This window comes from Arthrobacter luteolus NBRC 107841, from assembly GCF_001552075.1.
Lineage (GTDB): Bacteria > Actinomycetota > Actinomycetes > Actinomycetales > Micrococcaceae > Arthrobacter_B > Arthrobacter_B luteolus.
On record NZ_BCQM01000001.1, the window covers coordinates 169,732 to 194,364 of the forward strand.

General features: G+C 61.6%; 20 protein-coding genes. 5 read left to right on the forward strand and 15 right to left on the reverse strand.

What is annotated here, in order from left to right; all coding sequences use genetic code 11:
• Positions 1-48 precede the first annotated feature (48 nt).
• Genes AL3_RS00805 through AL3_RS00815 form a run of 3 tightly spaced genes read right to left on the reverse strand, consistent with a single transcriptional unit; the run spans position 49 to position 3,058 of the window.
• Positions 49-984, reverse strand: a complete 936-nt coding sequence (locus AL3_RS00805) for a type II secretion system F family protein (RefSeq protein WP_066295584.1) — start codon at positions 982-984, stop codon at positions 49-51.
• Positions 981-1,835, reverse strand: a complete 855-nt coding sequence (locus AL3_RS00810) for a type II secretion system F family protein (RefSeq protein ID WP_066295586.1) — start codon at positions 1,833-1,835, stop codon at positions 981-983. The genes AL3_RS00805 and AL3_RS00810 overlap by 4 nt, the downstream gene beginning before the upstream one ends.
• Entirely contained in the window at positions 1,832-3,058 is a 1,227-nt protein-coding gene (locus AL3_RS00815) for a TadA family conjugal transfer-associated ATPase (protein ID WP_066295587.1), read from the reverse strand. The genes AL3_RS00810 and AL3_RS00815 overlap by 4 nt, the downstream gene beginning before the upstream one ends.
• Positions 3,059-3,594: 536 nt before the next feature.
• Here AL3_RS00815 and AL3_RS00820 point away from each other — a divergent pair.
• Positions 3,595-5,301, forward strand: a complete 1,707-nt coding sequence (locus tag AL3_RS00820) for a lysozyme (protein WP_066295589.1) — start codon at positions 3,595-3,597, stop codon at positions 5,299-5,301.
• A 131-nt stretch (positions 5,302-5,432) separates the two neighbouring features.
• On the opposite strand, the gene AL3_RS00825 is transcribed toward AL3_RS00820, so the two are convergent.
• From AL3_RS00825 to AL3_RS00840, 4 genes are all read right to left on the reverse strand, one after another.
• Entirely contained in the window at positions 5,433-6,170 is a 738-nt protein-coding gene (locus AL3_RS00825; protein WP_066295591.1) for a glycosyltransferase, read from the reverse strand.
• Entirely contained in the window at positions 6,167-6,598 is a 432-nt protein-coding gene (locus tag AL3_RS00830; protein WP_066295593.1) for a DUF2304 domain-containing protein, read from the reverse strand. The genes AL3_RS00825 and AL3_RS00830 overlap by 4 nt, the downstream gene beginning before the upstream one ends.
• On the reverse strand, positions 6,595-7,302 hold the full coding sequence (locus AL3_RS00835) for a glycosyltransferase family 2 protein (protein WP_066296921.1): 708 nt from the start codon (positions 7,300-7,302) through the stop codon (positions 6,595-6,597). Before AL3_RS00835 ends, AL3_RS00830 begins: the two co-directional genes overlap by 4 nt.
• Positions 7,303-7,415: 113 nt before the next feature.
• On the reverse strand, positions 7,416-8,240 hold the full coding sequence (locus AL3_RS00840; RefSeq protein ID WP_246168435.1) for a glycosyltransferase: 825 nt from the start codon (positions 8,238-8,240) through the stop codon (positions 7,416-7,418).
• 310 nt (positions 8,241-8,550) lie between these two features.
• Here AL3_RS00840 and AL3_RS00845 point away from each other — a divergent pair, with 310 nt between their 5' ends.
• The gene (locus AL3_RS00845) at positions 8,551-10,527 is read left to right on the forward strand and encodes a DUF6541 family protein (protein WP_066295598.1); all 1,977 of its coding nucleotides are present in this window, start codon (positions 8,551-8,553) and stop codon (positions 10,525-10,527) included.
• Between the two features lie 117 nt (positions 10,528-10,644).
• Here AL3_RS00845 and AL3_RS00850 read toward each other — a convergent pair whose 3' ends face one another.
• The 3 genes from AL3_RS00850 to rfbB are packed head-to-tail and all read right to left on the reverse strand — an operon-like array spanning position 10,645 to position 13,959.
• Positions 10,645-11,547: a glycosyltransferase family 2 protein gene (locus tag AL3_RS00850; RefSeq protein ID WP_066295599.1), complete on the reverse strand. Its 903-nt coding sequence runs from the start codon at positions 11,545-11,547 to the stop codon at positions 10,645-10,647.
• Entirely contained in the window at positions 11,544-12,956 is a 1,413-nt protein-coding gene (locus tag AL3_RS00855; protein ID WP_066295601.1) for a sugar nucleotide-binding protein, read from the reverse strand. The genes AL3_RS00850 and AL3_RS00855 overlap by 4 nt, the downstream gene beginning before the upstream one ends.
• Before the next feature lie 4 nt (positions 12,957-12,960).
• Complete coding sequence (gene rfbB, locus AL3_RS00860) at positions 12,961-13,959, reverse strand: dTDP-glucose 4,6-dehydratase (RefSeq protein ID WP_066295604.1); 999 nt, start codon at positions 13,957-13,959, stop codon at positions 12,961-12,963.
• 268 nt (positions 13,960-14,227) lie between these two features.
• Between rfbB and AL3_RS00865 the strand changes: the two genes are divergently transcribed.
• The 3 genes from AL3_RS00865 to rfbA are packed head-to-tail and all read left to right on the forward strand — an operon-like array spanning position 14,228 to position 17,425.
• Positions 14,228-15,484 (forward strand): lipopolysaccharide biosynthesis protein, encoded by a 1,257-nt coding sequence (locus AL3_RS00865; RefSeq protein ID WP_066295605.1) that lies wholly within the window; start codon positions 14,228-14,230, stop codon positions 15,482-15,484.
• Positions 15,481-16,545, forward strand: coding sequence for a glycosyltransferase (locus tag AL3_RS00870; RefSeq protein WP_066295606.1), 1,065 nt, complete (start codon positions 15,481-15,483; stop codon positions 16,543-16,545). The genes AL3_RS00865 and AL3_RS00870 overlap by 4 nt, the downstream gene beginning before the upstream one ends.
• Before the next feature lie 4 nt (positions 16,546-16,549).
• Positions 16,550-17,425 carry a glucose-1-phosphate thymidylyltransferase RfbA gene (gene rfbA / locus AL3_RS00875; RefSeq protein WP_066295608.1) on the forward strand — a complete coding sequence of 292 codons (876 nt, stop codon included), beginning with the start codon at positions 16,550-16,552 and terminating at the stop codon, positions 17,423-17,425.
• Between the two features lie 107 nt (positions 17,426-17,532).
• On the opposite strand, the gene AL3_RS00880 is transcribed toward rfbA, so the two are convergent.
• The 5 genes from AL3_RS00880 to AL3_RS00900 all read right to left on the reverse strand — a co-directional run bounded on the left by AL3_RS00880 (position 17,533) and on the right by AL3_RS00900 (position 24,482).
• The gene (locus AL3_RS00880) at positions 17,533-18,264 is read right to left on the reverse strand and encodes an ABC transporter ATP-binding protein (RefSeq protein ID WP_066295609.1); all 732 of its coding nucleotides are present in this window, start codon (positions 18,262-18,264) and stop codon (positions 17,533-17,535) included.
• 3 nt (positions 18,265-18,267) lie between these two features.
• Positions 18,268-19,140 carry an ABC transporter permease gene (locus AL3_RS00885; protein ID WP_066295611.1) on the reverse strand — a complete coding sequence of 291 codons (873 nt, stop codon included), beginning with the start codon at positions 19,138-19,140 and terminating at the stop codon, positions 18,268-18,270.
• A gap of 2 nt (positions 19,141-19,142) precedes the next feature.
• Positions 19,143-21,137, reverse strand: coding sequence for a glycosyltransferase (locus AL3_RS00890; protein WP_066296923.1), 1,995 nt, complete (start codon positions 21,135-21,137; stop codon positions 19,143-19,145).
• 8 nt (positions 21,138-21,145) lie between these two features.
• Positions 21,146-22,333: a UDP-galactopyranose mutase gene (gene glf / locus AL3_RS00895; protein ID WP_066295612.1), complete on the reverse strand. Its 1,188-nt coding sequence runs from the start codon at positions 22,331-22,333 to the stop codon at positions 21,146-21,148.
• A 103-nt stretch (positions 22,334-22,436) separates the two neighbouring features.
• Positions 22,437-24,482 carry an acyltransferase family protein gene (locus AL3_RS00900; RefSeq protein WP_246168434.1) on the reverse strand — a complete coding sequence of 682 codons (2,046 nt, stop codon included), beginning with the start codon at positions 24,480-24,482 and terminating at the stop codon, positions 22,437-22,439.
• Positions 24,483-24,633: the final 151 nt, after the last annotated feature.

Below are 24,633 nucleotides of genomic sequence, written 5' to 3' on the forward strand. Positions count from 1 at the left end.
CCTTTCTTTCGTTTCTTGAGGTGGCGATGAGCAGCGGCGGGATGGCCGTCAGAGTCCAAGCTTCAGCAGGGCAAGGCCCGGGAAAATGGCGAACAGAACGGTGAGCGGAAGCACTCCGAAAACCAACGGCACCATCATCGCGATTTCCTTCTTTCCGGCTTCTTCCATGAGTTCGCGTTTCGCGAGATCCCTGACGTCCTGTGCCTGGGCGCGCATAACGTCCGCGAGCGGGGTTCCGCGTTCGATGGCGACTGAGATTCCGTCCACAAACCGGGCCAGCGGCGCCAGCTGCGTCCGCTTCGAGAGATGAGCCAGGGCAGCCAGCAGCGGGACCCCGGAACGGGTTTCCGCCAAGACCTTTTCGAATTCCCCAGCCAGCTCTCCATGCGCAGTCCTGGTGATCCGTTCCAACGCCCCGCCGGCGCTTTCCCCCGCGCCAACGGCCAGGGCCATCATTTCGGCCAGGCTGGGGAACTCGGCCAGCATCAGGGCTTCACGCCGGGCAACCCCGCGGGTCAGCAGGTAGTCGCGCAGCAGGTACCCGAGGAGCCCTCCGGCGAGCGTCAGCACCGCTGCGCCAGGCACCGACACCTTTCCGTTCGCTGCCAGCCACACGGCACCCGCCCCGCCAAGGAGCAGACCTCCCCCGGAGTAGAGCAGCTGCTCAGAGCGGAACTCCAGGACGGTCAGCCCCTTTCCCGATCGCTCCAGCCGCTGGTGCAGAGCCGCGGCAGCCGGGTTGAGGCGGTTCAGTTTCAGGACCAGGTCGCGGAGGACCGGACGGAAGATACGTTCAAGTGGTCCGAAGGGAGTAACGTCTGCGGGCTTGAGCAGGCGCGAGCCATGGGCACCGGAGCGCAGCTGCGGGGCGATCCGGTCGGCAAAGGTCCGCGGCCGGAGGAAGGGCAGCCGCACCACGGCGAGCCATAAACCGATTCCAAGTCCGGCTCCGCAAAGGAACACCCCCGGCCAAGCCGCGCTCACCGCAGTACCCTTTCGTCAGCCGGCAGGGCGCCGATGCGCAGCATAAGACGATAGCAGGCAACGGAAATCACCATTCCGGACATGAGGACGACCGCCCCAGCGGCAGTGTTGTAGGCGGCCACGGCTTCGGGCCGGCTTGCCATCAGCATCAGGACGATCCATGGTGCCGCCACTGCCAGCCGGGCAGCGTTGATCGTCCAGGATTGGCGGGCGAGGAGCTCGCTCCGGGTCCTGGCGTTTTCGCGCAGGAACTCAGCGAGGGTCCCCAGGAGCCGCCCCAGGTCGGATCCGCCGACTTGCCTCGTGATGCGCAGGGCCTCCACGATCCGATCGCCAACCGGATCGGCCAGCCTCTCCTTGAGATTGCCCAGAGCGTCGTCGAAGTTACCTCTTGCCCGGTAGTCCGCCCCGAATTCGCGGAACGGCTCCCGTAGTTCCGCCGGCCCGTTCTCCCCCAGCTGGATCAGCGCTTCGGGCAGGGACAGGCCCGCTCGGATTGCTGAACGCAGATGGTCCACAGCGTCCGGCCAAAGCTCGATCAGCGATGCGGAGCGCTTCCGTGCCTGCCAGCGCACTGCGGTGATTGGAACGGCACAGGCAAACAAACCGAAGCAGCTGCCGATGGTCAGTGACCCTGTCAGCAGCCATCCCACCAGCAGAACCAGGGTCCCAAAGGCCGCGCTGCTGGCAATGAGCCCCGCCGGAGTCACGCGAGACACTCCCGAGGCTGCCAGCAGCTCCCCGAGTTTCCCCCGGCGCGGCGGCTTCACGGCACGGGGCGGCAGCGCCCAGCAGGACCACCAGATGAGGAACAGTCCGGTGCCCAGTGTTAGTCCTGCAAAAGTGCTCATGCTGCCGGCTCCAGCAGCTCTGTGAGGTTCATCCCGGCGCGGGCAAACTTCTCCGGTGACGGAAGCGACGTGAGGCTGGGCACCAGGCGGCCGTCCTCCCGTTGAAAGACCAGTGAAGACTCAATGACGCCATTTTCCACGCGCCTGCCTAGAGCCAGAATCTCCGCGACTTCTCTGCGTCCGGTGGGATTGCGGACGCAGTGCACCACTAGATCAATGCACGAGGCCACCGTGGGAACCACGAAGGCACTGGAGATGTTCGCGCCGGCAAGCAGCGGGAGAGTGGAAATTTTCGTGACGGCATCGTGCGCGCTGTTGGCATGGACGGTGCACATCCCAGGGAGCCCGGAGTTCAGGGCGATCAGCATATCCAGGCTTTCGGCCTCGCGTACTTCTCCCACGATCAGGCGGTCGGGCCGCATCCGCAGCGCTTCCTTCACCAGGCGGCGCAGCGGGATCTCCCCTGTTCCTTCCAGGTTCGCCTGACGGCACTGCAGTCCTACGACGTCGCGCAGGGGCAGCTGCAGCTCGAAGATCTCCTCCACAGTCACCACCCGTTCCCTGGCACCGATGGATGCGGCCAGGCAGTTGAGGAGAGTGGTTTTTCCGGCTTGGGTGGCGCCTGAGACCAGGATATTCAGGCCACCGGAGACGGCAGCAGAAAGGAACCGTGCTGCCTGAGGCGTGAGGGATCCCAGCTCCACCAAATGCTCCAGGCGGCTGGCCCGGACGATGAACTTGCGGATGTTGACAGCCCAGTGCCTGCGGGTGATGTCTGGAATCACCACATGCAGGCGGGACCCGTCAGGAAGGGACGCGTCCACGAACGGTGAGGACAGATCCAGGCGGCGGCCCGAGGACTTCAGCATCCGCTCCACGAGGTCCCGGACCTGTTCGGCGGTGAGTGTCAGTGCCGTCAGTTCCGAGCGTCCGCCGCGTGCAGCGTAGACCTCGCCAGGGGAATTGATCCAAATCTCTTCCACAGTCGGATCGTCCAGCAGCGGCTGCAGGGGGCCATACCCGGCGACGGCGTCGAATACCCTTTTCCGTGCCTTGTCCAGTTGACCCAGAGCCGGCAGAGATCCGAGGAGGGAGCGTTCGTCGTAGTCCTGGACGGCGGCCTCGACCAGCCGACGGACCTCGGGAACCTGCTGCACCGGATCCAGCCCACGCACGCGGATGAGCTCGCGGACCTCATCCTCGACAATACGCACAGCATCCATGGCGCTCCCCCGGGCTCTCCGCAGCTGGAGGCTGCGGCAACGAGACTGATCTGACCGGCCCTCGCGGCCGTTGGGGGTGAGGATAGGAGATTTCGTCCCTGCTGGCGAGAGTACAGAAAACATTGTGGAAAGTGGCCAAGCTCGGAGAGCGGTTGGGGTTACATTTGGGCAGACGTCGACTACGCTCCAGAATCACATTTGCAACACTTGCAACACCGGCTCCGATAGTCTTTGTGCAGACATTCAGTGTCAACGACGCTCATTCGCATCCTGGAGATCCAGTGACATCAAGTAAGATCAGGCCCTTTGCGGCCATCGTCCTCGCTATGGCCATTAGCGTCTCGGCCGCCCCGGCTTACGGAGTGGTTCTTCCCTCGGATGCTGCGGAGGTTCCAGCTTCTCCCGTTGAAGGGGAGAACAGCGGGATTGCCCCTTCTCTGGAATCTGAAGCGCCCGGGAACAGCATTGAAGACACCCCGGAGACTCCACCGGACCCTGCCCCCGAACAGTCTCCTGCCGTTGAATCATCGCCTGGCATGGCCGAGCCGCCACCATCGGATACTGCGGCTCCAGGACTGCCGCCGGAGCCTGAACCGATTCACCCCGTTGATCCTTCCAGCCTGAGTGAAGAGGATCTGGAAGAAATTATCGGCATTCTTGGCGCCAAGATGGGCCAGGGCCTGGAACGAATCGAAGAGACTCAGGATCCCCAGCAGGCAGGAGCCGAAGAAACGAAGCTCCGTCTGGACGCCGAGCAGGAGCTGATTGAGGAGGGCATCGCGGACCCTGACCTCGCGTCGCCCCCCGAAGCAGCCGATGCGGACCCGGCAGCCGCAGACGCCCCCCATGCAGGCGCTCCCGCCGCTGCTTTATACAGCCAGGAGGAAACGTCCGTTTCACTGGCTGCAACCTGGCAGCCCTCCGGGCTGCAGGGTATGGACGTCAGCAGCCACCAGCCATCGGTGAACTGGGGTGCTGCCTGGAATCAAGGCGCCCGGTTCGCCTATGCGAAGGCAACGGAAGCCACCTCGTACAAGAACCCGCTCTTCTCCAGCCAGTACAACGGCGCAGGCTCTGTCGGTATGGTGCGGGGCGCGTACCACTTCGCCATCCCCAACGTCTCCAGCGGTGCCGTGCAGGCGAACTATTTTGTGGACAACGGCGGGGGTTGGAGCGCGGACGGAAATACCCTGCCCCCGCTCCTGGACATTGAATACAATCCCTACCCAGAGCTGGGCAACACCTGTTACAGCATGTCCGCAGACCAGATGGTTGGCTGGATCCGCGATTTCTCCAACACCTTGGCCGCCCGCACCGGCCGGCTGCCGATGATCTACACCACCACGGACTGGTGGCGCACCTGCACCGGAAACAGTTCAGCCTTCGCCAACCAGCCCCTGCACATTGCCTCCTACAACACCACCGCCGCGGGCGCCCTGCCCAGCGGCTGGGGAAACTACACCCTGTGGCAGTACAGCAGCACCGGGCCGTTCCCGGGCGACTCCAACGTTTACAACGGATCTCTGCAGCAACTGCGCAGCTTCGCACGGCAGACCAGCGTCATTCAGCCGGGCCAGCTCTACTACCGCGGCAATCCGGTAACGGGACTTGCCTACGGCAATTCCAGTGACCAGTTCCTCACCTGCGACTGGGACGGCGACGGCACAGCTACGCCCGCGGCGTTCCGTAACGGCACGTGGTATATCCGCAACAGCCTCACCGGAAATTCCACGGTTACTGAACTGAGCTACGGCGACCCCGGGGACCAGCCGATCTGTGGTGACTGGGACGGAGACGGCAAGGACACAATCGGTGTTTTCCGCCAGGGCATGGTGTACCTGAAAAACCGGAACACGAGCGGCATGGCCGACGGCGTTTTTGCCTTCGGCGACAGCACGGACGTCGCGCTGGTGGGCGACTGGGACGGCGATGGCTATGACACACTGGGTGTTGCCCGCGCGGAAGGCCCAGCGAAGCGGTTCTACCTGTCCAACAGCAACATCCGCCCCACGGTTGCTGGGTCCTTCCTCTATGGGAACGCCGGAGACAATGCAGTGGCCGGAGACTGGAACAATGACGGCAACACCACGGTGGGAGTCCAGCGTGGCAACACCTGGCACCTGAGTAACAGCAACCTGCGTCCGGTCGCCAACAGCACATTTGCCTTTGGCAACGCCGGAGACCGCCCGATCACCGGAAGCTGGGCCCGCGGCCAGGGAACGTCCGTGGGGGTCACCCGCTAGCCGGGATCAACAACAAAGCCCCGGCGGGCGGTCCACGAACCGTTCGCCGGGGCTTTATTGTATTCCGGCCCGGTGCTTAGCCGGGGATTTTGTCCTGCGTTACTCTCTCTGCGGCGACAGGCACTTCGGATTCAGGCAGTGCGGTTCCGGAGTCTGCGTGAGGCGGTGAAGAGTGCGCGGAGGAGCATCCACCGGGCTTTGAGTATCCGATCCAGGCGGCGCCAGTGACGCGGCGTTTCGTTGTCCTCGTGAAGGCGGCGATAGAGGACGGGCTCCTCCAGGTGTGTCATTTCACGGGCGAGGTTGCCTGCCAGGGCCATCCAGAGGTCGTGTGACTCGTACAGGAAGGCGGGCATCGGCAGCACTACGTCGGCGAAGTCCCGGCGGAAGCCCATGGCACAGCCGTAGTACGGCCGGTAACCGACCATCACCCCCGTGATATTTGCCAGCCTGCGCCCGGAGTCGCTGGCACGCAGCGACCAGGGCGCGCTCTCTTCCGGTCCACCAAAGAGCGCGACGTTTCCTGCGACCATGGCTGTCTTGCCCAGCGCATCAATCATGCGCGAAGTCCGTCCCGGAACCCAGAGATCGTCCTGGTCAGCCAGAAAAATGTAGTCACCACGGGCTAGACCAGCGGCCTTACCGAAGGTCCGCACATAGCGTTCGTTGGTCTCGGAACGGACCAGCCGGATGCGGGGGTCCCCCAAGGAGGCCACAAGATTGGCGGTTCCGTCCGTGGACTTATCATCCACGACTATCAGTTCATCCTGCGGACCGAGATCAGCGAGGATCGATTCGATCTGTTCACCGATGAAACGCTCACCGTTGTAGGCCGCCATACAGACGCTTGCACGCACCTCGGAGCTCATGAGCAGTCCTCGGGCCGTCCGTCTGCACCCTTCCCGCGCTCCGTGGATCCCGGCGCCGTGGTTCGTTCCGCCAGAAGGACGTTGACGTCGTTCTGCAGCAGGTCCAGCTGGCTGCGGAGGATCGCTGCTTCCTCAGCCAGCGCCCGCGTTTCATCTTCGACGACGGAGATCTCCAGGGAGAGGTGCAGGCACACACCCATCAGCAGGAATATTGCCAGCATAAAGAGAAGGTTGGAGGGCAGGGCGAACCCCGTCAGTTCCGCGGCCCAGTTCAGCAGCTGGGGGAAGCCGGCAAGGACCAGGGTTACAACCCCCACCAGTATCCAGAGCACAGCGTACTTTTCACGGAGCTTGCGCTGCCGGAGCAGCCAGACAACAGCACCTACGACGACGAACGCAAGGATAAACGGCAGCACTGTGTTCGTCATTTCGCAGGTCCTTCAGGATTCGTCACGCCGGTCTTTTTACGCGTCATGGCGATTAACAGGGCAAATCCGCTGCGGCCTAGATAGAGGGCGGCCTTCGCTGGGTTGTGACTGGGCTGCCCGCCCTGCCGCGGACGCATTTCAACCGGGACCTGGGTAACAGTCAGCCCGGAGCGGACCGCGACCACCAGCGAATCAATCGTGTCGCCCAGATATTCCGCCGGATAATGTTCGCAGTACTGGGCGATGGCCCTGGCGTTGGCAGCACGGAACCCGGAGGTCACATCGGTAAGGCGCGTCTTGGCAATTCTTGATATGGCCCAACCGAGGAACACCATGGCCCATTTCCGCGGGCCACGCACTTCGTAATTGCCTTTGTCCGCGAAACGGGCGCCGATGGAAATGTCGGCGTCGGACAGGCCCTTGACTACGTTGACGAGATCCTTGGGATCATGCTGCCCGTCCGCATCGACCTGTATCGCTTTGGCATACTTCCACCGGTGAGCGTACTTGTAGCCTGCCCGCATGGCCCCGCCAACCCCCAGGTTGAATGGCAGGCGCAGCACTGTGGCGCCCGCGGCTTCAGCGAGGTCTGCGGTCTTATCAGTTGAGCCGTCATCCACAACCAGGACATCGCAGTTTGGAACGGCACGGATGACTTCTGCGACCGTATTCCCTACGGATGCAGCTTCGTTCCAGGCCGGCATGATGACCAGCAGCCGGTCTGACACTTGTTCGTCTGCGTTCTCCACGCGCACTCCATACCCGTTCTGCACTGGTTCAGTATGCTGATTTGTCACGAGGGCTCCACCGACTTTCATTACTTAGCATCGCGAACCTTACCGGTTTGACCCCGCAGGCCATCGATGACCCCTCTTACAAAATACCGCAGACGCTGGCGGCGGCTGCTTCCGAGCAGCACCACCAGGCCGATGTGGCGGAGGTCCAGACCCAATCCCCGGAGCATCCACCCGGGGTGGGAGCGGAGGTTACGCCGTAGCAGATGCACGCGGTTCCTGCCGATGTAGTAGTAGCGGAACGGTGCGCTTTGCATCAGCATCAGCGGTCCGGACGGCAACCGAACCGGCACGCCGAAGAGCCTGGCCTGCTGGCGCTGGCCCAAAGCGTGTTCCAGGGCAACGTCCGGTGCTGATACCGCTGTCAGCCCGGCATCCTGCAGCCGCCAATAAAAATCGGTGTCCACCCCATCTATGAAAAGACCTTCATCAAAACCGCCTACATCGTCGAGCACGTCCACCGGGACCAGGAGGCCCGATTGGATCGGTTCGCGGACTTCAGCATAAGCACCGCCGCCTCCGGAGCTGATTACACGGCTGCCGGACACACTTCCGGGGCTGACGGAGCCAACGGTAAGACCGTCCAATTCCGCCGCTAGCCGGGCCTGCTCAAAGTGATCCAGGATGCTAGCCGGAGGCTCGGAATCCTGGTCGAACGAAACGATAAAGTCCAGTGCAGGGTGTTGGGCCCGCAGCGCAGAAATGCCGGCGTTCAAGGCGAGCCCGATCCCAGAATTGGTGTCTAGCCGCACAATTTGGGCACCGAGTTCACGGCATGCATCCAGCACTACACTGCCGGCACCGGAGCCGTCATCGACAACGGTCACCGCAGCAAAGTGATCCAGCATTTTCCCTACCCGGGCGGGAAGCTCAACCGGAGGCCGGTATGCGGTGACCACAGCCCCGGTATTGGTCTTTTTGATTGACGCTCCGGCCCGGTGTTCCATCCGGTGACCGGTGTGCTGCTGCGGCCGGGTTTTCCCGGGCTCGGGCGCGGGATCCGCTCCGCCACGTATATGCATAGTAGCTACAGGCTATAGAACTCCCCCCTTACCCGCCAGTTTGCCGCCGCGTCGATGAGTCGGCGGTCCGGCTGGTGAAAGGCTAGAATTGGCGGGGCCTTGCAGCCATGCCTACACACCGGAGGATTTCACGTATATGGATTGGCTAGCGGCCGTTCCCACCATACTGATCAGCTTGGCGCTGCTCATCGTTCCTGGGCTGGCGGTCGGGCTGGCCCTGCGGCTGCGGATATTCGATGCAGTCGCCATCGCGCCCCTGATCACGGTCACGATGATCAGCATCAGCGCCGTCGCTGCGCCGATGCTAGGCATACCGTGGAGCGTACTGCCGCTGATTGTGTTGACGGTGCTCGTTGCCGCGGCCTGCTTCCTGCTCATGAGATTCCGCCGCCCCAGCGGCCGCCGGACCGCTGTAAATAGAGGAGGCTCGCTTCGCCAGCAGCTCCCATGGTTCGGTGCCGCCGCCGTCGCTTTCCTGTTGATCGGCTGGCAGGTAGTGCATGTCATCGGCGCCCCCGAGAAATTTTCTCAGACTTTTGACAATGTCTTCCACCTCAACGCGGTCCGCTATGTCCTGGATACAGGCAGCGCATCCTCGCTAACGCTGACATCTATGACCACCGCCGATCAGCCGGCGTACTTCTACCCCGCGGCCTGGCATGGGTTGATCGCCCTAATAGTCCAGCTTTCGGGCGCCCCCATCACAGCAGCTACGACCGCCGGTGCCATCGCCGTTTCCGCCGCGGTCTGGCCGCTCAGCGTCCTGTTCGCTGCCCGTCGGCTGGCTCAACTCGCTCCCGCTACGATCCTGGGGTCCGGGGTCCTGATCGGCAGCTTCTCCGCCTTCCCCATTCTCCTGCTGGACTTCGGTGTCCTCTATCCGAACGTGCTTTCCTTCGCCATGGTCCCGGCGGCGCTTATGGTCGTAGCGATCATCCTCCGGCAGGCACCGTTTCCTGGGATAGGAATGCTCCAAGCGCTCGTCTTGGCCGTGCTGACTTTGCCTGGTGTGGCGATCGCCCATCCTAACGGCATCATGACCCTGCTTGTCCTCGGAGTTCCTGTCGTTATATCGGCTTACATCCGGGGGATGGCCGCTCTCCGCTCCACTGGGGCCCGCTGGCCTGCGTTTACTCTTGCGACTGCAGCTGCGGTCGCCTCGGCGGCCATCTTCCTGACCCTCTGGAAGGTTATCCGGCCGCCCGAAGCAGCCGCTTTCTGGGACCGTGTGGAAATGCCCGCACAGGCATTCGGCGAAGCCATCCTCAACGCTCCTTTGGGACGGCCCATGGCGCTGGTCATCAGCTTCCTGGTCCTGCTGGGGATCATCCAATGTTTCCGCACGCCCAGGCTTCTGTGGGTCGCCGGCGCCTATTTCCTGAGCATCTGGCTCTTCGTCATCGCCGCCGGGTACCCCATCAGTGACTCCCGAATGTTCGCCACCGGGGTCTGGTACAACGACTCATATCGGCTGGCTGCCATATTGCCGCTGATAGGCGCGCCGCTGGCCATTCTCGGACTGCAGCTCCTGCTCGCGCCCGTGGACCTCGCCCTGAGGTCCTGGCTTTCGGCCAGGAAAGGCATACCCGCACCGCTGCAGGCAGCTGCTCCAATTGCCCTGGGCCTGGTTGCCGTGCTGGTCCTATTTCCACTAACGCAGCGTGCCAGTATGGAAACCGCGGTTGAGAGCGGGCGGGCCAACTACTTGGTCACTCCAGACTCCGCATTGGTTTCAACCGATGAACTGGAGCTCCTCAACCAGCTGGACCAGCTGACTCCTGAGGACGCAGTCATTGCGGTCAACCCCTGGACGGGCGCCGCACTTGCCTACGCGTTCTCTGGCCGGGACACCACGTACAAGCACACACTCTCCAACACCAGCCCTGAGGGCAGCGTTGTGGACGAATCGCTCAAGGACGCCGATTCCATGCCGGAAGTCTGTGATGCCGTTGCAGACACAAAGGTCAGCTACGTGCTTGATTTCGGTACGCGCGAGGTTCATGGCGGGGACCACCGATACCCCGGAATCGAAGACCTCGAAGGAGATTCCGACTTCGAAAAGGTTGCGAATGTCGGAGAGGCGTCACTGTACCGCTTCATCGGCTGCCCTTAGGGGTAAGCCCCGAACGGGCAACGTCCCGTGAACCGCCCGGCTAGGGCATTTCACGGGACTTTGCCTTTTCTGCAGGTGTGCGTCCGGAGTCCCGGTAGGAGCCGTGCAGTTGTGGCGCTAGCTGCCGAAGCTGTGCCGAAGGATCCGCCGGACGGTCGGCATGTCGCGGCGGGCCAGCGTAGCCGGCAGCAGAACCAGGGCATGAATGCGGGACGTCAGATGCATCCGTGCTGCGGTCCGGGTCCGGTTCCAGCCTTTGGCTGTGGCGAGCGAACCCGCCAGCGCAAAGAACCTGCGCTCACCTTCGAAGCGGGATCCGTTGATGAGTTCCAGCGACGAGGCACTGGAACTGTGCCGCCGGTAGGCGAATACCGTTTCGGGGACCAACAGCAGCTCTTCCCCGTCCAACAGGAGGTCCATGATGAGCGCCAGATCCTGGATGACCGCGAACTCATCACGGAAATCGTGTGCCTGGATGGTTTCACGGCGAAATGCCAGTGAAGGCCAGTACAGCCAGTTGCCCTGCATCAGGTTCGCAGCCAGTTTGTCTCCGCCCAGGAGGGCGGGCGTGCTGTGCCGCGGACGCATCAGCTTCTGCTTCACATTGTCCACGAGGGTAGAGACGGTCCGTCCCTCTTCGTCAACCACCTGGACACCGGGCTGGATGAGCCCCGCACCCGGGAATTCTGCGTGCGCTCTCCGGACAACCTCGACGTAGCCGGGCAGCAGGAAATCATCGCAGCCCATCACCACAATCCGCGGCTCCGTGGCCATCTGGACGCAGCGCCGGAAGTTCTCCGTGATCCCGCAGTTGGTTTCGTTGCGGATGTACCTGATTCTCGAGTCTTCAAGCGTCTGGAAATAGGCGTCTACGGAGCGGTCCGGATGTGCGTCATTGACAACGGTCAGAGTCCAATCCGGATCTGTCTGGGCCTGCACGCTTTCCACGGCGGTACGCAGGTATGCCAGCTCGCCCCAGAACGGGATGTAGATCCCAACCGTGGAACGGGAATCTGTCATTTGTCCGTCCCGGACACGTAGTCCGTCAGTCGCGCAGCCGAATCAGCGGGGGTGAATCCGGCAGCTTCCAGCTTCTGCAGGTCCAGGACACTGTTCATCGGCCGCGGCGCAGCGTCCTTGCCCTTGAAGTACTCCTCAGTGCTGACACCGGTGACCGCGTCCGCGCTCCCGCCGGAAAGGCGGTAGACCGATGCTGCAATGCCGGCCCAGCTCTCCGGTTCTCCGGTATTGCTGAGATTATACGTGCCGAACGGTGCCTTGACCGCGAGCAAATGCCGGATTCCGGCGGCCAGGTCAGCTGTAAAGCTGAGCCGTCCGATTTGGTCATTGACCACTGCGGGCTTCACACCCCGTCCGGCAAGGGAGGCCATGGTGCGGACAAAGTTGCTGCCCTCGCCGATCACCCAGCTGGTGCGGACGATGTAGTGCTGCGGGACTACCGAGACCACGGCATCACCTGCAGCTTTGGTCTGTCCGTAGACTCCCAGCGGTGAAAACGGTTCGTCCTCAGTGTGCACGGCTTCAGTTCCATCGAAAACGTAGTCACTGGAGACATGGACAAGCGTCAGCCGGTTTTCGACGGCGACCCGGGCCAGGCGGGCCACTGCGCTGACATTGATTTCCCAGGCGGCGCGTCGCCCCTCGGCCGTTTCGGCCTTGTCCACAGCGGTGTAGGCTGCAGCGTTGATGACGGCTGAATAGTTCTTCCAGTTCCGCTCGAACGAGGCCGGATCAGCAAGGTCGAACTCGCTGCGGCCCGCAAACTCCACAGCAGTTTCGCCGTCGTAGGCCTTCCGCAGTGCCTTGCCGAGCTGACCGTCGGCGCCGAGGACCAGAATCTTTTTCGGCTCCATCGGAACAACGTCCGCCAGGCGCGGATGACCCTTGTCCTTGTCCGAGAGTTCGGCCTTCTCCAGTGGGATAGGCCAGGCGATCCCCGCTGTCTCGTCTGCAAGGTTCAGGAATGTGTACTGCCCCTGTGCATCCGCGCTCCAGTGGTCGTTGACCAGATAGGTGTAGGCGGTGTTGTCTTCCAGAGTCTGGAAGGCGTTGCCCACGCCCCGGGGAATGAAGATGGCCTGGCTGGGATCCAGTTCGGCCGTAAACACGGTGCCGAAGCTGGGTCCCTCCCGCAGGTCGACCCAGGCCCCGAAAATCCGTCCGGTGGCCACAGAGATGTACTTGTCCCACGGCTCGGCGTGGATCCCGCGTGTGGTCCCGGCGCTTTCGTTGAACGAGATGTTGTTCTGTACCGGTCCGAAGTCCGGAAGTCCCAGTGTCAGCATCTTCTCGCGCTGCCAGTTTTCCTTGAACCAGCCCCGATTATCACCGTGGACCGGAAGGTCATACAGGACGACGCCGGGGATCGGGGTTTCGTGGCTGGTCAGGGGCTTGGAGAATTCCACCATCGTATTACTGGCCCTGGACCTTGTACTTGGCTTCCGTTTCCGCCTTCTGCGGGCGCCACCAGGCCTCATTCTCGCGGTACCAGCGGATCGTGTCCTCGATACCCTGGTCGAAGTTCGAGAACTGCGGTTTCCAGCCCAGCTCCGTGCGCAGCCGGGTGGAATCGATGGCGTAGCGCAGGTCGTGGCCGGGACGGTCGATGACCTGGTCATAGGCATCAGCTGGCTGGCCCATGTGCTTGAGGATGAGCTCGATGACTTCCTTGTTGTTCTTCTCGCCGTCGGCGCCGATCAGGTAGGTCTGCCCGATCTCGCCCTTTTCGATGATCCGCAGGACAGCAGAGGAGTGGTCGTTGGCGTGGATCCAGTCGCGGACGTTCTCTCCGGCGCCGTAGAGCTTGGGTCGGATGCCGTCGATCACGTTGGTGATCTGCCGGGGAATGAACTTCTCCACGTGCTGGTAGGGGCCGTAGTTGTTTGAGCAGTTGCTGATGGTTGCCTGCAGGCCGAAGGAGCGAACCCAGGCACGCACCAAAAGGTCAGAGCCGGCCTTGGTGGAGGAGTAAGGGCTGGAGGGGTTGTACGGCGTCTTCTCCGTGAACCGCTCCGGATCATCCAGTTCAAGGTCGCCGTAGACCTCGTCCGTAGAGATGTGGTGGAAGCGGGTGCCATGTTTCCGGGCCGCTTCGATCAGGGTGTAGGTGCCGATGATGTTCGTATCCAGGAACGGCCGGGGATCGTGCAGCGAGTTATCGTTGTGCGACTCTGCTGCGTAGTGGACAACGACGTCGCACTCCCCCACAAGGCGGTCAACCAGGTCAGCATCGCAGATGTCGCCTTCAACGAAGGTGAAACGATCTTCCGGCAGCCTCTGCAGCGAAGCCAGGTTTCCTGCATACGTCAACTTGTCGAGGACAGTGATGGACGCGCCAGTGTTGGCCAAGGCGTAGTGCACAAAGTTTGAACCAATAAAGCCGGCACCGCCGGTCACCAGAAGTTTCTGCATGGCTCCAGCCTACCGGGTTCGCAGTTAACCCAGTCCGCACTCCTGTGCCCCGTGTCATCTCTCCGGCTGGCCTCAACGGGTGCGGAAGCGTCCCGGGCGCACAGGGCGATCAACTAAACTTGCTGGGAGCGGGAATCGGCCTGCTGCCGGTCCCCCCGCATCCGACACCGGCGTAGTGATGCGGACCTCATCGAGTCATGGGAGAACCTTCGTGGCGCAAAACAAGCCAACCAGCCTAGTCCGGAGACTGGGCGGGTTTGCCGTCTCGTTGGCCTTTTCCACCGCCGTCAGCCTGATCGCGATTCCGTTCGTCATCGTGAACCTCGGTGCCCAGGCCTGGGGCGAGCTCGCGGTGGCCATGGCCGCCGCCGCAATTTTCGGCATCCTGGTTGCATTTGGCTGGGGAACGGTGGGGGCGGCCCTGACTGCCGGTACACCGGCGCCCGAACGCCCAATGCTGTACGCCAATTCACTGGTGAGCAGGGCCTGGCTTTTCCTTTTCGCCGCCGTTCCGCTGATCGCGGTTGTTGGACTTATCTCCTCGATCGATCCAGTGGCTGCCGGCATTGCAGCCCTGGCCTATCTCATGCCCTTCCTCGGAGCCTCGTGGTTTTTTGTCGGGCAGTCCAAGCCATGGCGGCTTTTTGCTTTCGATGTGCTCCCGCAGGGGCTGGGGACCGTCGCGGGCGTAATCGCCACGATCTTCATCCCGGAGGTCTGGGTCTATGTCACCTGCCAGCTGGTCTTCAACCTGATCGCCGTGGCAGGCAGCGCCGTCGTCGTCTTCCGATACGACTCCGCGGAACCACTGCGCCCGTCGCTGCGCCTGGGGCCGGCCATGCGGCGGCTGAAATCCCAGTGGCATGGCGTGATTGCTGCCGGGACGGGCAGCATCAACAGCAACGGCCCAATCATCGCAGTCACCCTGCTGGCCCCTCCCCTTCTGCCGGTCTACGCCTTGGCAGACAAGCTCTTCCGCTACGGCGTCGCCGGTTTCGGACCGGTTCTGCAGGTCATCCAGGGGTGGATCCCCGAAATGGGGCCATCGCATCAAGACGCGCGCATACGTAAAGCCGCAAAGCTGGCACCCCTGCTAGGGCTTGGCGGCGGAGCGGCGCTTGCCCTTGTTATTCCCTGGGCGTCAGGACTGCTTTCCGCCGGACGCCTGTCGGTCGGTTTCAGCCTCAGTGTCCCCTTCGGCATTATTTTCGGTGGGGTGATCATTGCCCAGATCATCGGACTCGCCTGCCTTATTCCCATAGGCAAGGGCAGTGAACTGGCCAAGTCCACCGCCATCGGGGCCGGGCTGAACATCATCCTCATGGTGGTCCTGGGCCTATTTGTTGGCGGCACCGGTGTCGCATGGGCCGTCGCGGCAGGCGAACTCGTTGTGGCCGGATACCAGATGCTGGTCCTCCGCCGTTACTTCACGGGCCTGAACCACGGCAGCGGGACATCTCCCGGGCCCGGGGCCGCAGAGACCACATCCACCGAAGAATCCTACGAGGAGCCCAAAAAGCCGTGAGCAACCCCGCGCATTCCACATCCGGCACCAAAGCCTCCGGCCCCTACGGAGTCGTCGCCATGGCGGCATACCAGCCCAACCTGGACCTGTTCCGCACCCAGCTCGAGTCCATCCAGAAACAGACCCACGCAAACTTCGATTGCCTAATCTCCGTCGACGGGGATCCGGAGCCGATCCGCAGCTTCGTGGCGGAGGTTTTGGATGATCCGCGCTTCCATGTGCTTGGCTTCGGCGACCGGCTCGGTTTCTACGGCAACTTCGAACGGGTGCTTTCCCATGTTCCCGCGCATGCCCGGTGGGCCGCACTGTCAGACCAGGATGACTACTGGTACCCGGAGAAGCTCGAACGGCTGCTGCCTCATTTAGAAGAACACCAGCTGGTCTCCGGGCAGGCCCGCGTAGTCGAGGCAGGCTCCGGACGCGTCATCGCCGCCTCCACCAGCAGGCGCAACGTCCCCTTCACTGATCTCATCGCGCAAAACCAGGTGACCGGCGGGCAGACCGTTTTCCGGCGGGACCTCTTGGACCTCGCACTGCCCTTTCCCCGGCTCAACACCGTGACAGAGGTCCATGACCATTGGCTGGCAGCCTGCGCAGGCGCTGCCGGCTCGGTGCTGGTTGTGGACGACATCGTCCAGGACTATGTGCAGCACGGATCAAATGTGCTCGGCGAAGCCGCAGGAGGCTTTAACTCGTTCCGAAGCATCAGGCGGGCCAGCGCCTTGGCTGACCGGTTCGAGGGCGGCCATTCACCCGCCAAGGTCGCCGCTGCCTGCCTGAACCTCTCTTACGGCTGGCGGCGGATAATGGTTGACACGCTTTTCGAACGGTTGGATTCCCGCAGCCGGGAGTTCCTCAAGGCCCACGCCGTCTTCTCCTCCGGCCATCGTTGGGTTCCGACCCTCTCAGCACTCGCTGCGGGCGCGCGCAGCGGCAACATAGCCCCGGCCTGCCTGGCCGAATTCGCCGCCGGCACGCCCGGCGAGCTGCTGCGCACCACATTCGCCCGACGCCCCGGAGCACCCGGATTTGGACGAGACCGCTCTCCCGGGAAAGACTAGAGCCATGCGTGGAATTATTCTGGCCGGAGGAACCGGCTCCCGGCTGCATCCCATCACTCTTGGCATCAGCAAGCAACTCGTGCCCGTCTATGACAAGCCGATGATCTACTACCCGCTTTCCACGCTGATCCTGGCAGGGATTCGGGACATTCTGATCGTCACCACCCCTCACGATGCTGAACAGTTCCAGCGCCTGCTGGGAGACGGAAGCCAGTTCGGCATTTCACTGACTTACGTTCAGCAGCCCTCTCCCGATGGGCTGGCGCAGGCATTCATCCTGGGTGCCGAGCACATCGGGACCGGCCCGGTCGCCCTCGTGCTCGGCGACAACATCTTCTACGGCCCGGGAATGGGAGCGCAGCTGCGCCGTTTTAGGGACATCGACGGCGGTGCGGTGTTTGGCTACCGGGTCAGTGATCCGAAGGCCTACGGCGTGGTTGAGTTCGACGCAGACGGCAAAGCCCTCTCGCTTGAGGAAAAGCCCCTCCACCCCAAGAGCAATTACGCGGTGCCCGGGCTCTACTTCTATGACAACGACGTCGTGGAAATCGCCCGCAATCTCAAGCCTTCACCGCGGGGTGAGCTTGAGATCACAGACGTCAACCGGACGTACCTCGAGCGGGGCAAACTCAGTGTCGATATCCTTCCGCGCGGCACAGCCTGGCTCGACACCGGAACCTTCGATTCGCTGAATGACGCGTCGAATTTCATCCGGACCATTGAACACCGCCAGGGCCTGAAAATCGGAGCCCCGGAAGAAGTATCCTGGCGCCTCGGTTTCCTCTCCGATGACGAACTGCGCGAACGCGCCGAGCCCCTTGTTAAAAGCGGCTATGGCGCTTATCTGATCTCCCTGCTGGAATCCGGCGAAGCCCGGTAACCGCCAGCTTGATCTAAGGACAGCAAAAGGAACGGTCGGCTTCATGCCGGCCGTTCCTCTTTTTTTGCGTCAGCTGTCTAACCTGCCAGGAGGGCAGGCCTCCGGTTTTAGCTGTTTCCTCGAAGGCGGTCCACTACGTCCAGCACAGGACCATCCATTATGATCTCTCCGTGCTCCAGCAGGACACCGCGTTCACATATACGAGACACGAGGTCGAGATCGTGGCTGACGACAACCAGGGTCTTGCCTTCACCAGCAAGCTCCTTGATCTTGTCGATGCACTTCTTCTGGAAGGGTTCATCCCCTACCGCAAGGATCTCATCGACGAGGAAGACTTCCGGGTCCGTATGCACAGCAACAGAAAAGGCAAGACGAAGGTACATGCCAGACGAATAGAATTTGACCTCCGTGTCAATGAACTGACCGATCTCGGAGAACTCGACAATGGAGTCGAACTTCTCGTCGATCTCCTGCTCTGTCATTCCGAGAATGGCGCCATTCAGATATACATTGTCACGACCACTGAGGTCGTGGTGGAAACCGGCACCTACTTCAATCAGGCCCGCAACCCTGCCCCGGGTAGCCACTGTGCCGGTATCAGGACGCATGACACCGGAGATGTGTTTGAGCAGCGTCGACTTTCCTGACCCGTTGAGTCCCAGCAAGGCAACGGTCTCGCCCTGTTCCACATCCAGGGAAACCCCTTTGAGCGCGTAGAACCGCTCAGAGAGATCGCCCTTTCGGCCCTTGATCAGCCACACAAACGCTTCCTTCATTGAGCGTGTATGGCGCAGGACAAATCGCTTGTAAATGTTGCGTACTTCGATGGCGTTTGCCACGGTTCAGAGCTCCTGCGCGAATCGGCCTTCAAGCCGGCGGAAAACGAGTTGGCCCAGCAGCAGGACTACTGCCGAAATGGCGAGGCCGATGGGAAGCCAAAGTGAGAGCAAATGCGGAGGAATCGCTTCAGCGCCGTCCGTTGTCGGGAGCCAGAAGGCGTAGTGGAAAGTCTCAACCCCCACAGTCAGTGGATTCAACTGATAGAGGTTGAAGAACGTCTCGCCCAGCTGTTCACGGACCATAACCCATGAATAAAGAACTGGCGAAGCCCAGGTTGCAATCATGAGCAGCATATCTACCAAGTTCTCGGCGTCACGGAAATACACGTTGACCGCCCCGAAGAGGAGCCCAAGTCCCGTAGCCAATAACGCCACGATGGCGAACCCGCCTACTGCAGCCGCCAGCTGTAGTAAGTTCGGCCGCCACCCATTGAACAGGCAGGCCACCACCAAAATCAGAATCTGTGGAACGAAGTGGACCCCGGACACCCATACTGAGGCCACCGGAAAGAGCTGTCGGGGAAGGTATATCTTCTTGATCAGACCCCCATTTCCCACAATGGACCGCGAGGCATTACCCAGAGCTTCAGTAAAGAAGTTGATCAACACAATGCCGGCGAAGAGATAGATGGCGTAGTTCGGAAGCCCGCCGGGGTTCCTCTCGCTCTTTTCCAGTCCGAGGAATACACCCAGTGCTATGTAGAAGACTATGAATTGAACGCCGGGTTTCACATAGGACCACAACAGACCCAGAACGGAGCCCCGGTACCTAACCTTAAGTTCCTTGGATACGAGGAGTTTGAGAAGAAAGCGGGACCTGACGACGTCGGCCAGGCCTGCTCCCCTTCCCGGCGTCTCCAGTGCGTCGGTGGACAAACCTACTTGCCTTCTTCCGAGTGCTCTTCAAAGGTCTTCTTCCACGCCTCAAAGGAAGTGATGTGCGGAAGGGCAGACCGGTACTGATCGCTCAGTGCACGCCAGTTTTTCAGGATTTCAGCGTTCAGCCGGACACTTTCGGCGAGGAGCTGCCGCAGCTGCTTCGGATCACGCTTATACCAGGATGCGCCTGTGCCTTCGGCGTTTGACACCACGGCGCTGTCGTACTGGGACATCCGCCACCATTTGTTGTCCTGGTGGGCGACGTAGGCCTGCGGGTGCTCGAGGCTTGTCGAAGGTACCTTGCGGGTCAGCTGCTTGACCACTGTTTTCGCTGCCCAGGGGACAAGTGTGGCGTACGACGGCGATTTGAAGCCCTGCCCATGCCTCGGTGGCTTGTGCATTACCGGTGCGGGGAAGGCTTCCGGCTCGGACTGGATCTGGGCGTCCGAGAACCCATCCACCATGGCCCGGATCTCAGGCAGCTTCACAGGCAGCAGGTCATGCAACTGATCCGGGCCCTGAAGCAGGTCCCGCAGTGCCATTGTTCGTCCCACCGCTGTGTAGTACTGCATAGAGATCAGGTGCTTAAGGTCCATATAGCTGGTTTCCCGCACGACCCGGCCACCGTGTTCATACGGGCTGTGCAAGAGCGCGGCAATCATCCGGTTGCGGGTATGGAAATACGACTGCCACCCGACCAGGTCATCCTTGTCGATCCAACTGACGTGCCACACTGCTGATCCAGGCATCGAGACTGTCGGGTAACCGGCGGTCTTGGCACGAAGGCCGTATTCCGCGTCGTCCCACTTGATAAACACCGGCAGCGACAACCCAATGTCACGGATGACCTGGGTCGGGATGAGGCACATCCACCAGCCGTTGTAATCGACATCCACCCGACGGTGCAGCCAGGATGTCTGGCGCAGATTCGACCGGACAAAGTCGTGTCCAAGGCTCATTTCCTCATGCGGCTGAGCTGGCTGGAAACGGTACGGGTTTACTGTTTCGCCGAAGGTATGAAGGACCGTCCGGTTGTACAGATCGAACATATGACCACCAACGATGGTGGGGGTCTTGCAGCGGTCGGCGAATGTAATCAGCCGGAAGATGCTCTCCGGTTCCATAACGACGTCGTCGTCCAGCAAGAGAACGTAGTCACTGCCGTTCTCAACTGCTTCGTACATCCCGCGGGCGAATCCGCCGGATCCGCCCAGGTTCGCCTGGTTGATGATGCGCAGCTTGCCGTCAAGCATTGCTTCGACGTCAGCGAAGCCTTCGGCGTCAGCAACCTTTTGGGTTCCCTGGTCGACAATGAGTACCTCCTTGAGGCACTTCAAAGCATCCGGGTGCTCCCCAAGGATCCTCAGGTTGTTGAGGCAGAACTGTGTCTTGTTCAGTGTGGTGATTTCCAGAGTCACCGTTCCCTGAGTGACCGGGGCTCCGGGAGCTTGCCACTCGGCGTCCTCGAGGATCAGTGGCTCAGAGCCGGCTACCAGATCGAACCAGTACCACCCGCCGTCACCGAACGGTTTGAGGCTGAGCTCGAAGGTACTTGTGGCGGGGGCATTAACGCGCTGGGTTTCAACATGCTGGAGCGCACCCCGGGCGTTGGATTTGTAGACGCTGACGGCGCCTGTACCTGTTGTCCTAACGCTCAGACGCACGGTCTCCAGGTTGGTCCAACGCCGCCAGTAACTTGCAGGAAAAGCGTTAAAGTACGATCCGAACGATACCCGCTCCCCGGCCCGGACAGATGTCGAGTGCCGGGATAGGAAATCCTCCGCGTGCGCCTCCTTACCGGGCGCTGAAACGGTCGGGGCAGAAGCGGATGATTTGGTATCCCCATTCATGGTTGACAGCTGAACGCCCATCGCGCTTCCTGTGTCCAGGTACAGCGGTACGGTATCCAGCTGGTCTTGAGAGGGGAGGATGATGCGCTGCAGGGTCGACCATTCCCTCAGCGGGCTCTCGGACTTCAAGGCGTCCTTGGCCATAACCTTGCTCACGCGTCTACTCCTCCACTTTCCAGCTTGGCTCCCCCGGTGAAGTGGGGCTTGATCTTATTGTCATACATGGAAAGAGCGGATCCGATGGCCATGTGCATGTCCAGGTACTTGTACGTGCCCAGACGCCCGCCAAACAGTACGGACTTTTCACCCTTGGCAAGATCACGGTAAGCCAGGAGCTTGGCACGGTCCTCAGCTGTATTGACCGGATAGTAGGGCTCATCGCCCTTCTCGGCAAACCGCGAGAATTCACGCATGATGACGGTGGCATCCTTGGTGTAGTCCCGCTCAGGGTGGAAATGGCGGAACTCATGGATCCGGGTGTAAGGGACATCCTCGTCCGGGTAGTTCATGACCGACGTGCCCTGGAAGTCCTCGATGGGAAGGACTTCCTCTTCGAGGTCGATGGTGCGCCAGGACAGGTCACCTTCCGCATAGTCGAAGTAGCGGTCCACCGCTCCGGTGTAGACGACCGGAACCTGGCCGAGCGTCGTCGCACGGGAGAACTCGTGGCCTTCGTCGAAGAAATCGGTCTTGAGGTGCACCTGGATATTGGGGTGGTCGGCCATCCGCTCGATCCATGCGGTGTATCCGTCGACCGGCAGGCCCTCGTACTTGTCGTTGAAGTACCGGTTGTCATATGTGTACCGCACGGGAAGCCGGGAAATGATCTCCGCGGGCAGGTTCTTCGGGTCGGTCTGCCACTGCTTGCCGGTGTAGTACTTGATAAAGGCTTCGTACAGCGGACGCCCAATCAGCTGGATTCCCTTGTCATTAAGGTTTGCCGGGTCTGTGCCCGCCAATTCGCCGGCCTGTTCCTGGATCAGCGCCTTTGCTTCTGCTGGGCCCATGGAGGCGCGGAAGAACTGGTTGATGGTGCCGAGGTTGATCGGCATCGGGTACACCTCACCCTTGTGGCTGGTGTAGACCTTGTGCACATAGTTGGTGAACTGTGTGAATTCGTTGACATAGTTCCAAACCCGTTCGTTTGAGGTATGGAAGAGGTGCGCTCCGTAGCGGTGCACCTCAATGCCGGTCTGGGCTTCGTTTTCGCTGTAAGCATTTCCACCAATGTGGTGCCGACGGTCCAGGACAGCAACCTTCAGACCTAGTTCCCTGGCAGCACGCTCGGCTACAGTGAGGCCGAAAAAGCCCGACCCGACGACGACGAGGTCAACGTTCACTTGTCACTCCTGTTGGTTTCGGTGCGGCCCTCGGCACGCACCCGACGGTCAAGGTTATCGAAGTTTTGCTGCCAGCACACTTTCCAGGACAGCGGGACCCTGCTTACCAATGCAGGGCGTCGTGGAAGCGGCGATCGAATTCTTCGCCCATCGATGCTGTATAGGTGGTAGTCAGATGATTGTCGTCCATGTAGACGAATACGTTGCCTATCGCGGCCAGACAGAGCTCCTGAGGACAAATCAAATCCGTCATGTCCAACAGCGCCAGTCCCTGGAAAGAGTCAAAACTCTCTGCAACTTCTGCAGCGTCCGAGAGTTTTTCAGCAACGGGTGCGCTGCACTCGTCAGCAAAAGCTCCCTTGCTCTCTGCGCAGTGGAGCATATTGACCTCGAAGCGGGGATTGTCCCGGATAGCAATGACGGGAATCCCGTATCTGGCCAGGTCGATGGAAGCCTCTGGCAATCCTGACACCACCCGGTCCAGTGCCTCTACCGGCGACGCCGCAGTGCCAACGGCGAGCACCGCGTCAGGTCGCAGGTCTTCGGCAAAGCGGAGTGCGGCTTCGTTGAAGTCATTACATTCCGCCCGTCGGTCTTCACTGGGTTTGCCGAAGGGGCAGGCTCCAAGAAGCAGGGCCATTACCCGGTAGTTTCGCTCCTCAGCCATCGGCTTGATAGCGCCTAGCCACTGTTGGGAATGAGAATCCCCAAGTACCAGAATTGTCTTCTCGTAGTTCTTGGACTCGGTTGCCATGCATCGCCCTGCCAAGAGCGGGTCCCTTGGTCCATCATCGTGCACGCTGCAGCCACCATCCAGCGTTCCCCACTCAGATCCCAGTGCGCTCAAGAGCGGGATGATTGGCGCATTGGGCTCACTCTCAGCTAAGTAGTTCTCAGATAAGACACGGGCTCCGGGGTTGTTCCGGAGTGCCTCGGCCTCTACCCGCTGTTCCTCCAGCCTCAGCGCCTGCTGCCAGCCCAGGACAGGTCCAGCCACCAGCGCCAGGCAGACGGCCACGACGACTCCGGCACGGCGTTTCTTCGCATCTGCCCACGCCATGCTGCGCAGCGGACGCTCGACGAACTTTGTCGTGAGGTACGCCAGGACCAGTGACAGCGCGATAATGCCCGCGCCCCCAACCAGCCCGACCTCTTCCCTGCCCCGCCAGATCAAGTAAATAACCAGGATGGGCCAGTGCCAGAGGTAGAGCGCGTAGGACATGTCCCCCAGCCGGATCAGCGGCTTCCAGCTCAGGAACCTGTCCGCCCCAAATACGCTGCCGGTCTGTCCAGCCACGATGACGAGGGCTGCGGCCACCAGCGGCCAGAGCGCAACGTAACCGGGGAACTGTCCCTGGACGTCCAGGATGAAGCCGCCGGACAGCATCGCGGCGAGCCCCACCCATCCAGCCGCGATGCGCAGCGGGCGGGGAAGTTTCAGGTACGGCAGGGCCAGCGCCAGCAGGGTGCCGAATGCGAACTCCCACAGGCGGGTCCGCGTATCGAAATAAGCGTGGACCTGGTTGGTGTAGGTCTCATGGATGGAGAACGCCAGCGAAACGGCGAAGAGCGTGCCGAACACCATCAGCACCACACGGCGGTACCGGATTCCCGTGGCCCTGGCCACAAGTGCCGCCAGTGCGAAGAGGATCGGCCACAGGATAAAGACCTGTCCCTGGACCGACAGGGACCAGAAGTGCTGCAGCGGGCTGGCAACGCTCTGGTCTGCCGCGTAGTAGTCAACAGAATTGGCGGCCAGGACCCAGTTCTGGAAATAGAGCAGGGATGACCACGCCTGGTCCAGGATGGCGGTCCATCGGGAGCGGGGTACGAAGAGCGCTGTGGCGGCCAGGACGGCCAGGATCACCACGACGACGGCGGGCAGCAGCCGCTTAAACAGGTGTAGCCAGTAGCGGCCCAGGTCAAGGGCCTTGCCGGCCTCGACCTTGCGGACAAAGGAGAGAGTCAGCAGGAAGGCCGAGATGAGGAGGAAAATGTCGACGCCGCCGGATACGCGCCCGAACCAGACGTGATAGGTCACGACCATCAGCACGGCGAGCGCACGAAGGCCCTGAACCTCGGGTCGGTAGGACGCCCGGGTGGCGGGGTGCGCCTGCTGCCTGGAGGCAGCCAGCAATTCCTGTGACACACAGACCTTTCTCAAAGAACTTCTCAGACTCCCCCGCAGTGAAGTCTACCTCTGGGTAACAAAAGTTGTTTTGGACCGGCTGGGCGGGTTGGAGCCTTTATCCACAGGATGCCTGTCCCGTCCTCAGGCCCCGGCGAAGGACGGTTACGCT

Excerpts from the sequence above, each read along its gene's own strand:
- rfbA (WP_066295608.1), top strand. The coding sequence starts at position 16,550 with ATGCGTGGAATTATTCTGGCCGGAGGAACCGGCTCCCGGCTGCATCCC.
- AL3_RS00850 (WP_066295599.1), bottom strand. The coding sequence starts at position 11,547 with ATGACAGATTCCCGTTCCACGGTTGGGATCTACATCCCGTTCTGGGGC.
- AL3_RS00830 (WP_066295593.1), bottom strand. The coding sequence starts at position 6,598 with ATGACGAACACAGTGCTGCCGTTTATCCTTGCGTTCGTCGTCGTAGGT.
- AL3_RS00815 (WP_066295587.1), bottom strand. The coding sequence starts at position 3,058 with ATGGATGCTGTGCGTATTGTCGAGGATGAGGTCCGCGAGCTCATCCGC.
- AL3_RS00825 (WP_066295591.1), bottom strand. The coding sequence starts at position 6,170 with ATGAGCTCCGAGGTGCGTGCAAGCGTCTGTATGGCGGCCTACAACGGT.
- AL3_RS00810 (WP_066295586.1), bottom strand. The coding sequence starts at position 1,835 with ATGAGCACTTTTGCAGGACTAACACTGGGCACCGGACTGTTCCTCATC.
- AL3_RS00835 (WP_066296921.1), bottom strand. The coding sequence starts at position 7,302 with ATGCCGGCCTGGAACGAAGCTGCATCCGTAGGGAATACGGTCGCAGAA.
- AL3_RS00890 (WP_066296923.1), bottom strand. The coding sequence starts at position 21,137 with ATGGCCAAGGACGCCTTGAAGTCCGAGAGCCCGCTGAGGGAATGGTCG.
- AL3_RS00820 (WP_066295589.1), top strand. The coding sequence starts at position 3,595 with ATGGCCGAGCCGCCACCATCGGATACTGCGGCTCCAGGACTGCCGCCG.
- AL3_RS00840 (WP_246168435.1), bottom strand. The coding sequence starts at position 8,240 with ATGCTGGATCACTTTGCTGCGGTGACCGTTGTCGATGACGGCTCCGGT.
- AL3_RS00845 (WP_066295598.1), top strand. The coding sequence starts at position 8,551 with ATGGATTGGCTAGCGGCCGTTCCCACCATACTGATCAGCTTGGCGCTG.
- rfbB (WP_066295604.1), bottom strand. The coding sequence starts at position 13,959 with ATGCAGAAACTTCTGGTGACCGGCGGTGCCGGCTTTATTGGTTCAAAC.
- AL3_RS00855 (WP_066295601.1), bottom strand. The coding sequence starts at position 12,956 with ATGGTGGAATTCTCCAAGCCCCTGACCAGCCACGAAACCCCGATCCCC.